The organism is Mycobacterium sp. TH-M11, from assembly GCF_057473725.1.
Map to the genome: position 1 here is coordinate 1 of NZ_JBYCLD010000223.1, position 9,203 is coordinate 9,203.

Below are 9,203 nucleotides of genomic sequence, written 5' to 3' on the forward strand. Positions count from 1 at the left end.
TCCGCGCCGATACCTCCGGATCACCGACGACACCGGGTCGCTGAACCGAGGTGTGGATCGGATGGCTCGAGTTCGACCTGCTGCTCGGCGACGTGCACTCGTTGAAACAGAAGCGGTCGGCGGTGCGTCCGGTAGTGGCAGAGTTGCAACGGAAATTCAACGTGTCAGCCGCCGAAACCGGATCGCAGGAGCTACGTCGTCGGGCCGGGATCGGCGTGGCATTGGTGTCGGGCGATCGGCAACATGCCGTCGCTGTTCTCGACGCCGCCGAGCGACTGGTGGCCGCGCACCCGGAATTTGAATTACTCTCGGTCCGAAGGAACTTGGTCCGCAGCGACGACTGAGCCGGGTCCGGTCGGGCGCTGCTTTCGGCGCATCGGCGTAGGCGTGACGGCACCCGGAGCCAGCTTGCGCGCAAACACCAGGAACGCTGTGTGCCCGCGCATGTTGTGTTGCGGCCGCACCGCCAACCCGACCACATTCCAGCCGCGCTGCATCGTCTCCCAGGCGCGTGGCTCCGTCCAACACTGTTGGGCGCGTAGCGCTTCGACCGCCTTTGAAAGCTGGGTCGCGGTCGCGACGTAGAGCATCAGCACGCCGCCCGCCACCAACGCCCGCGACACCCGGTCGAGCACGTCCCACGGCGCGAGCATGTCCAGCACCGCGCGGTCGATCGAGCCGTCGGGCAGGTCGGCCTCGACGACATCGCCGATCACCAGCTTCCAGTTGTCCGGGAGACCACCGAAAAAGGTTTGCACGTTTCGGCGCGCGTGCTCGGCGTGGTCGGCGCGGACGTCGTAGGAGATCACCTGGCCTTCCGGCCCGACGGCGCGCAGCAGCGAACAGCTCAGCGCCCCGGAGCCGGCCCCGGCCTCCAGTACCCGCGCGCCGGGGAAGATGTCCCCCTCGTGCACGATCTGCGCGGCGTCCTTCGGGTAGACCACCTGCGCGCCGCGCGGCATCGACAGCACGTAGTCGACCAGCAGCGGACGCAGCACCAGGAACTGGTCGCCGTTGGCCGACTTGACCACGCTGCCCTCCGGCAGTCCGATCACCGCGTCATGCCTGATCGCGCCGCGATGGGTGTGGAACTCGCTGCCCGCACTGAGCACCATCGTGTAGTGCCGGCCTTTGGCGTCGGTGAGCTGAACTCGATCACCGATGACGAACGGGCCAGTTGCGCGCACAGCCGCCAAGCCTGCCAGCAGACGCGCCGCCCGGGGTGCTCGGGGTTGTCCGACCTGGCTTCTACGCTGCCGGTATGACCGACCAACCGGGCTCATCAGCCAGACGGCGGCCGGCCCTGTCACCGTCGCGGGCGGCCGACTTCAAGCAGTGCCCGCTGCTCTACCGCTTTCGGGCCATCGACCGGCTACCCGAACCACCGTCCACCGCGCAGGTGCGCGGTTCGGTCGTGCACGCGGCATTAGAGCAGCTCTACGGGCTACCCGCGGCGCAACGCGGCCCACAGGCCGTCGACACGCTGGTCGGCCCGGCGTGGGAGCAGGTGATCGCCGCCGAGCCCGAGCTCACCGGGCAGTTTGACGCCGGGCAGCAGACCGATCTGCTCGACGAAGCCCGCAAGTTGCTATCCGGCTATTACCGCCTGGAAGACCCGACCCGGTTCGACCCGCAGAGCTGCGAGCAGCGCATCGAGGTAGAGCTGTCCGACGGCACCCTGCTGCGCGGGATCATCGACCGTATCGACGTCGCCCCCACCGGCGAGCTGCGGGTGGTGGACTACAAGACCGGAAAGGCGCCACCGCAGGCGCGGGCGCTCGCCGAGTTCAAGGCCATGTTCCAGATGAAGTTCTATGCGGTCGCATTGCTGCGCTCGCGCGGCGTGTTGCCGACACGGCTGCGGCTGATCTATCTGTCCGATGGCCAGTTGCTGGACTACTCCCCCGACGAAGCCGAGCTACTGCGCTTCGAGAAGACGCTGATGGCGATGTGGCGTGCCATTCAATCCGCTGGTGCCACCGGCGATTTCAGGCCGCGGCCGTCGCGGTTGTGCGACTGGTGCGCGCACCATTCGCATTGTCCGGCCTTCGGCGGCACACCACCGCCGTACCCGGGCTGGCCGGACGTTACCGCCGACGGTGATGCCGACGCCGTCCTGCAGCAAGGCGCCGAACCGGCGGCCTGAGTCCGACTACTGCAGCGGCGACATCTCCTGCAGCATGGTCGGTATCAGCTCACTCACCGTCGGGTGAATGTGCATCGTGCGGGCCAGCGTGGTGTACGGCACTTTGGCCGACATCATGTCGAGGATGCCGTGGATGGCCTCGTCGCCGCCCACCCCCAGGATGGCCGCCCCGAGGATCTGCTTGGTCTCGGCGTCGACGACGATCTTCATAAAGCCCTGCGTCTCACCCTTTTCCACCGCGCGACCCACCCTGGTCATCGGCCGCCGACCGACCAGCGCGGGTCGGCCGGAGGCACGTACCTGCTCGACCGTCATCCCGGCACGGCCCAGCGGCGGGTCGATGTAGAGCGCGTAGGTACTGATCCGGTTACTCACCCGGCGCGGGTCGTGATCGAGCAGATTGGCCGCGACGATCTCGAAGTCGTTGTAGGAAGTGTGGGTGAATGCGCCCTTGCCGTTGCAGTCACCCAACGCCCAGATGTGCTCCACGCTGGTTTGCAGTTGATCGTTGACGGCGATGTAACCGCGGCCATCGGCGTGGACGCCGGCCCGATCGAGGCCGAGGTCGTCGGTGTTGGGGCGCCGCCCCACCGCGAGCAGCAGGTGGCTGCCCGGTATCGCTGCCGCACCGGGTCCAGGTGTCAATTCGAACCCGCTGTCGCACTTGGCAATCTGGATGTCATTGGCGTCGACAACGATTTGCACGCCTTCGTTTTCCAGGATCTCGCGGATGGCCGTGGAGACATCGTCGTCTTCGCGGGACGCCAGTCGGGAACCCTTCTCGACCACGGTGACCCGGGCGCCGAAGCGGCGGTACATCTGGGCGAATTCCAGCGCGATGTAGCTGCCGCCGACAATCACCAGATGTTCAGGGAGGCTGTCGAGTTCGAGGATCGAGACGTTGGTGAGATAGTCGACGTCGGCCAGTCCGGGAATGTCGGGCACCACGGCACGGCCGCCGACGTTGAGGAAAATCCGGTCACCGCGCAACATGTCGTCCCCGACCCGCAGCGTGTGCGGATCTTCGAATCGGGCGTGGCCGCGAAACACCGTGCAGCCGTCCATGCCGTCCAGCCAGCCTTCGACACCATTGCGATCGTCAAGGACGATGCCGTCCTTGCGCGCCTTGACTTTTGGCATGTCGACGCTCACCGGCCCGGTGCTGACACCGTAGTCGGAGCCGCGACGGGCCAGCTGCGCGGCATACGCGCTGGCCACCAACGTCTTGGTCGGGATGCATCCGGTGTTGACGCAGGTGCCGCCGAACAGCTTGCGCTCCACCATCGCCACCCGCTGGCCGGCCGCGGTCAGCCGACCGGCCAACGGGGGGCCGGCCTGCCCGGCGCCGACAATGACCGCGTCGAAACGTGTTGTCACAGAGCAGCGATCACAGCGGCGAGCGCGAATCCGCCACCGACAGCGACGATGTCCTCGATCAGAGCGGCCGGCAAGTCACGGCTCAAGGAGCCGGACAGCCGGGCCCGGGCCTGGTAGCCGACCATCGTTCCAACGACGGCGCCGAGCACACCGGCGCCGACTGCGGTGTAGGTGAACCCCCACACCGTGCCGACGAGAGCCCCGGCGAACCCACCCGAGATGATCCGGCCGATGAACGGCGGCGGCGCCGTACGAGCCGGCGTCTTGGATTGCTTGTCGAGAAACAGCTCACCGACCGCCAGCACGCTGAAGATGAGCGCGGTGATCAGGTTGCCGACCCAGGATGCCCAGGTGTTGTTGAGGTTGATCCAGTGCAGCACCGCCGCCCACGAGACGACGGCCGGTGCGGTGAAGGTTCGCAAACCGGCGATCACACCGAATCCGAGAGCAAGCAGCAGAACATAGAAATGAGTCATTGCGACGCTCCTCTAGTGCTGGAAATCCCGGCTCTAGGCGGACGCTAACACAGCAACGCCGACGGCACGGGCGCCAGCGTGGTCAGAACCGGCAGAACCGGATGTCCGACGCCAGGATCGCTTTCGCACCGATGGCCGCCAGCTCGTCCATGATCGCGTTGACGTCCCGGCGCGGCACCAGGGCGCGCACCGCCACCCACTCGGGGTCGGCCAGCGGCGCGATCGTGGGTGACTCCAAACCGGGCGTTACAGCCGTGGCGGAGTCGAGAACCGAACGCGGACAGTCATAATCCAGCATCAGATACTGCTGACCGAACACCACGCCCTGGACGCGGGCCACCAGTTGGCCGCGGGTGGTAGCGTCCGGCCCGCCGTCGGCGGCGTCGGGGTCGACCTGCTCGATCAGGACAGCCTCTGAATCGCAGAGCGCTTCGCCGAAGGCGACCAGATTGTGCAGATTCAGCGTGCGGCCCGAGCCCACCACGTCGGCGATCGCGTCGGCCACCCCCAGCTGCACCGAGATCTCCACGGCGCCGTCCAGCCTGATGACGGTCGCCTCAATACCGCGGGCCGCCAGGTCTTCTCGCACGATGTTCGGGTAGGCGGTGGCAACTCGGCGACCGGCCAGGTCGTCGATCGCCCAATTCCGTCCGGCCGGCGCGGCGTAGCGGAAGGTGGACGAGCCGAAGCCCAACGCGAGTCGTTCGCGTACCGGCGCCCGGGACTCGCGCGCCAAATCCCGCCCAGTGATGCCGAAGTCGAGTTCACCCGAGCCGACGTAGATCGCGATGTCCTTGGGCCGGAGGAAAAAGAATTCGACGTTGTTGTGCGGGTCGATGACGGTCAGGTCTTTGGGATCGGTCCGGCGCCGGTAGCCGGCCTCGGACAGGATCTCGATCGCCGATTCGCTCAGCGCACCCTTGTTGGGGACCGCCACGCGCAGCCTGGTCGACCCGTTTCGGCGGTTCGGCGTCATCACAGTTTCCGGTACACGTCGTCGAGCGTGAGCCCGCGGGCGATCATCAGCACCTGAGCCCAGTAGAGCAATTGGCTGATCTCTTCGGCCAACGCCTCGTCGGATTCGTGTTCGGCGGCCAGCCACACCTCGCCGGCCTCTTCGAGGATCTTTTTGCCCAGCGTATGCACGCCGCTGTCCAACGCGGCGACGGTACCACTGCCGGGCGGACGGGTGCGGGCGCGTTCGCCGAGTTCGGCGAACAGATCGTCGAAGGTCTTCACGGCCAGCGATTGTGTCACGGGCACCTGATCGAAGTCACGGCGGTTTCAGGTCGCCGCGGCCGGCGACACCGCGTCGGGCATGTCCTCCAGCGACACCCCGTTGGTTTCCCGCACCCATCGCCAGACGAAAACGAATGAGAGCACGGCACACAGCGCGTAGAAGCCGTAGGCGGCGACGAGTGTATGGCGCACCGCCGGGAACGTCACCGCGATGGTCCAGTTGGCCATCCACTGCACGCCCGAGGCCAGGCCCAGCGCCGCTGACCGGATGCGGTTGGGGAACATCTCGCCCAGCAGCACCCACAACACCGGTCCCCAGGACACGGCGAACGAGACCACAAACAGGTCAGCCGCCACCAGCGCGATGATTCCCGAAGGTCCGTTGAGTTGTGGCTCACCGTTGCGGGAATCCGCGCCGGCAAACACAACCGTCATCGTGATCAGCATCAGCGACATGCCCGCCGACCCCGCCAACAGCAGCGGTCGGCGACCGATCCGGTCAATCAGCGCGATGGCCACCACAGTGATCAGCACGTTCACCCCGGTGGTCACCAGACCGATGGTGAACGCCGAATGCTCGCCGAAGCCCACCGTCTGCCAAAGCAAATCGGAATAGTTGAAGATCACGTTGATGCCGACAAACTGCTGAAAGACGGCCAGTCCCAGGCCGACCCAGACGATGCCGTACAGCCCACCGGTCGGTTTGCGAAGATCACGCCACGACTGCGGCTGCTCTTGATCGAGGGTGTCGGCGATCCGGGCGATGGTGTGCGCTGCATCTCGTTCGCTCAGTAGCGTCGCCAGTACCCGGCTGGCCTCCGAAACACGTTGCCGAGCAATCAGATAGCGCGGCGACTCGGGAAGTGTGAACAGCAGTGCCAGATAGCAGAGCGCCAGGGGCAACTCGGCGAGAAATGTCCAGCGCCAGGCCGCCAGACCCAACCAGAGTGGCTCGGTGGCACCACCCGCCAGGTGGAACGGCACCCAGGTCCAGGCCAGCGCTGCGAACAGGCCGCACACGATCGCAAGTTGTTGCATCGAGCCGAGCCGGCCGCGGAAGCGCGGTGGGGAGATCTCGGCAATGTAGGCCGGTGCCGCCACCGACGAGAAGCCGATGCCGATACCGCCGACCAGGTGGAAGACGACGAACATCCAGATGCCGGTCGCCGATCCGGCGCCGAGCCCGCACACGAAAAACGAAGCCGCCGAGAGCTTCATCATCGATCGGCGGCCCACCCGGTCGCCGATCCGGCCGGCCCACAGCGCACCGATCGCCGCGCCCAGCACCCCCGAGGCGGCCGCGAAGCCCAAGACCCCGTTCCCGATGTGAAAGGTCGCCTGCAGCGCCCTGACCGCGCGGTTCGTCGTCGAGATGTCGAAACCGAAGAGCAGTCCGCCGATCGCGGCCACCGACGCGTAACGCAGCGCGGACCGGAACGCGACGTGCGCGGCATGCGGCTCGTCGGGCAGGTCCTCGCGCGTTGGGAGCGGTAGCCGGCCGGTGGCGTCGTCAGCAACCAAGGTAGGGCTCAGTCCTCTGGGTTGTAGCCCAGGTTGGGGGCGAGCCAGCGCTCGGCTTCGGCCAGCGTCCAGCCCTTGCGCTTGGCGTAGTCGGCGACCTGGTCCTGGGCCATCCGGCCGACCACGAAGTACTGCGACTGCGGGTGCGAGAAGTACCAGCCGCTGACGGCGGCACCGGGCCACATCGCCATCGACTCGGTCAACTCGATGCCGGTCCGCTCCTTGACGTCCATCAACGTCCACAGCGTCGCCTTCTCGGTGTGCTCCGGGCAGGCCGGGTAGCCGGGGGCGGGACGGATTCCCCGGTACTTCTCGCCGATCAGCGCGGCGTTGTCCAACTGCTCGTCGGGCTGAAATCCCCAGAACTCCGTGCGGACCCGCTGATGCATCCGTTCGGCGAACGCTTCGGCCAGCCGGTCGGCGAGCGACTCCAGCAGGATCGCGCTGTAGTCGTCGACGGCCGCCTTGAACTCCGCGATCTTGTCCCCGATGCCGAGCCCGGTGGTGACGGCGAAGGCGCCGACGTAGTCCCGGAGGCCCGTTTCTTTGGGGGCGATATAGTCGCCGAGGCTGCGGTTCGGGATGCCCTCGCGGTGCGCGCCCTGCTGACGCAGGTTGTACAACGTGGTCAGCACCTCGGTGCGGGTCTCGTCGGTGTAGACCTCGACATCGTCGCCGACGGCGTTCGCCGGGAAGAACCCGATCACCCCGTTGGCGGTCAGCCACTTTTCCTTGATCGCGGTGTCGAGCATCTCCTGGGCGTCGTCGTAGAGCTTGCGGGCCGCCTCGCCGGTGGCCGGGTTGTTGAGGATGTCGGGAAATTTGCCCTTCATCTCCCAGGCGTTGAAGAACGGCTGCCAGTCGATGTACTCGCGCAGTTCGGCCAGGTCGTAGTCGTGAAATTCCCGGACGCCGAGGCCTTGGGCGGGCACCGGCGGTGTGTAGTCCCCCCAGTCGATTGGCGTCCGGTTGGCCCGGGCCTTCTCCAGCGTCAGCATCGGCCGCTCGTTTTTCTGGGCGTGCCGTTCGCGAAGAGACGCGTAGTCCTTCTCGGTGGCCTCCAGCAGCGCCGGCCGCTGCTTGTCGTCGAGCAGTGCGGCCGCGACCGGCACCGAGCGCGACGCGTCCTTGACCCAGACCACCGGACCGCTGCGGCGCGGTGAAATCTTCACGGCCGTGTGGGCGCGCGAGGTGGTCGCGCCACCGATCAGCAGCGGGATCGCAAGCCCCTCGCGTTCCATCTCGACGGCGAAGTTGGCCATCTCGTCCAGCGACGGAGTGATCAGGCCGGACAGCCCGATGATGTCGGCGTCGTGCTCTTTCGCCGCGTCCAGGATCTTGCTCGCGGGCACCATCACACCGAGGTCGATCACCTCGAAGTTGTTGCACTGCAGGACGACCCCGACGATGTTCTTGCCGATGTCGTGAACGTCGCCCTTCACCGTCGCCATGATGATCGTGCCGTTGGTGTCCTTGCCCGCAGCAGCGCCGGACGCCTCCTTCTCCGCCTCGATGAACGGCAGCAGGTACGCGACGGCCTTCTTCATCACCCGGGCCGACTTCACCACCTGGGGCAGGAACATTTTGCCGGAGCCGAAGAGGTCGCCGACGACGTTCATGCCGTCCATCAGCGGGCCCTCGATCACCTCGATCGGCCGACCGCCCGCGGCTTCGATCTCGGCCCGCAATTCCTCGGTGTCGGCGTCGACGTTTGCGTCGATGCCCTTGACCAGGGCGTGCGTGATGCGCTCGCGGATCGGAAGGGATCGCCACTCCGCTGCCACCGGGTCGTCAGGCTTCTCGGAGCTGTTGAACCGTTCGGCGATCTCCAGGAGCCGTTCGGCCGCATCCTCGCGACGGTTCAGGACGACGTCCTCGATGCGGTCCCGCAGCTCGGGGTCGATCGAGTCATACGGCACCAGCGCGCCGGCGTTGACGATGCCCATGTCCAGGCCGGCCTTGATGGCGTGGTACAGGAACACCGCGTGGATCGCCTCGCGGACGGGGTTGTTGCCCCGGAACGAGAACGACACGTTCGAGATACCGCCGGAGATGTGCACCCCGGGCAGGTTTTCCTTGATCCAGGCGCAGGCCTCGATGAAGTCGATCCCGTAAGTCGCGTGCTCCTCGATACCGGTCGCCAGCGCGAAGCAGTTCGGGTCGAAGATGATGTCCTCGGCCGGGAAGCCGACCTCGTCGGTCAGGATCCGGTAGGCGCGCCCGCAGATCTCCTTGCGGCGCTCCAGGTTGTCGGCCTGGCCCTGCTCGTCGAAGGCCATCACGACGACGGCGGCGCCGTACTTGCGGCACAGCCGTGCCTCGCGGACGAACTTCTCCTCGCCCTCCTTCATGGAGATGGAGTTGACGATCGGCTTGCCCTGCACGTTCTTCAGGCCCGCCTCGATGACCTCCCACTTGGAGGAGTCGATCATCACCGGGACGCG

9 protein-coding genes are annotated in these 9,203 nt (G+C 66.7%); 2 read left to right on the top strand and 7 right to left on the bottom strand.

Features of this window, described 5'->3' with window-relative positions:
* Window positions 1–50: 50 nt before the first annotated feature.
* Window positions 51–344 carry a DUF503 domain-containing protein gene (locus AC2VOG_RS09605; RefSeq protein WP_486939674.1) on the top strand — a complete coding sequence of 98 codons (294 nt, stop codon included), beginning with the start codon at window positions 51–53 and terminating at the stop codon, window positions 342–344.
* Here the strand turns inward: AC2VOG_RS09605 and AC2VOG_RS09610 are convergent.
* The gene (locus AC2VOG_RS09610) at window positions 303–1,187 is read right to left on the bottom strand and encodes a tRNA (adenine-N1)-methyltransferase (RefSeq protein WP_486939675.1); all 885 of its coding nucleotides are present in this window, start codon (window positions 1,185–1,187) and stop codon (window positions 303–305) included. The genes AC2VOG_RS09605 and AC2VOG_RS09610 overlap by 42 nt on opposite strands.
* Window positions 1,188–1,261: 74 nt before the next feature.
* On the opposite strand from AC2VOG_RS09610, the gene AC2VOG_RS09615 reads away from it, so the two are divergent.
* Complete coding sequence (locus tag AC2VOG_RS09615) at window positions 1,262–2,146, top strand: RecB family exonuclease (RefSeq protein ID WP_486939676.1); 885 nt, start codon at window positions 1,262–1,264, stop codon at window positions 2,144–2,146.
* Window positions 2,147–2,152: 6 nt separating this feature from the next.
* On the opposite strand, the gene AC2VOG_RS09620 is transcribed toward AC2VOG_RS09615, so the two are convergent.
* The 6 genes from AC2VOG_RS09620 to metH form a co-directional block, all read right to left on the bottom strand.
* Window positions 2,153–3,523, bottom strand: coding sequence for an FAD-containing oxidoreductase (locus AC2VOG_RS09620; RefSeq protein WP_486939677.1), 1,371 nt, complete (start codon window positions 3,521–3,523; stop codon window positions 2,153–2,155).
* Complete coding sequence (locus tag AC2VOG_RS09625) at window positions 3,520–3,999, bottom strand: DUF4126 domain-containing protein (RefSeq protein ID WP_486939678.1); 480 nt, start codon at window positions 3,997–3,999, stop codon at window positions 3,520–3,522. The genes AC2VOG_RS09620 and AC2VOG_RS09625 overlap by 4 nt, the downstream gene beginning before the upstream one ends.
* Window positions 4,000–4,081: 82 nt before the next feature.
* A complete protein-coding gene (gene hisG / locus AC2VOG_RS09630) occupies window positions 4,082–4,975 on the bottom strand; it encodes an ATP phosphoribosyltransferase (protein WP_486939679.1) in 894 nt (297 codons plus the stop codon).
* Window positions 4,975–5,256 carry a phosphoribosyl-ATP diphosphatase gene (locus tag AC2VOG_RS09635; protein WP_486939680.1) on the bottom strand — a complete coding sequence of 94 codons (282 nt, stop codon included), beginning with the start codon at window positions 5,254–5,256 and terminating at the stop codon, window positions 4,975–4,977. Before AC2VOG_RS09635 ends, hisG begins: the two co-directional genes overlap by 1 nt.
* Window positions 5,257–5,283: 27 nt before the next feature.
* On the bottom strand, window positions 5,284–6,708 hold the full coding sequence (locus AC2VOG_RS09640) for a sugar porter family MFS transporter (protein WP_486939682.1): 1,425 nt from the start codon (window positions 6,706–6,708) through the stop codon (window positions 5,284–5,286).
* A gap of 59 nt (window positions 6,709–6,767) precedes the next feature.
* The coding region (metH, locus tag AC2VOG_RS09645) for a methionine synthase (protein WP_486939681.1) at window positions 6,768–9,203 on the bottom strand (2,436 nt) is incomplete at its 5' end.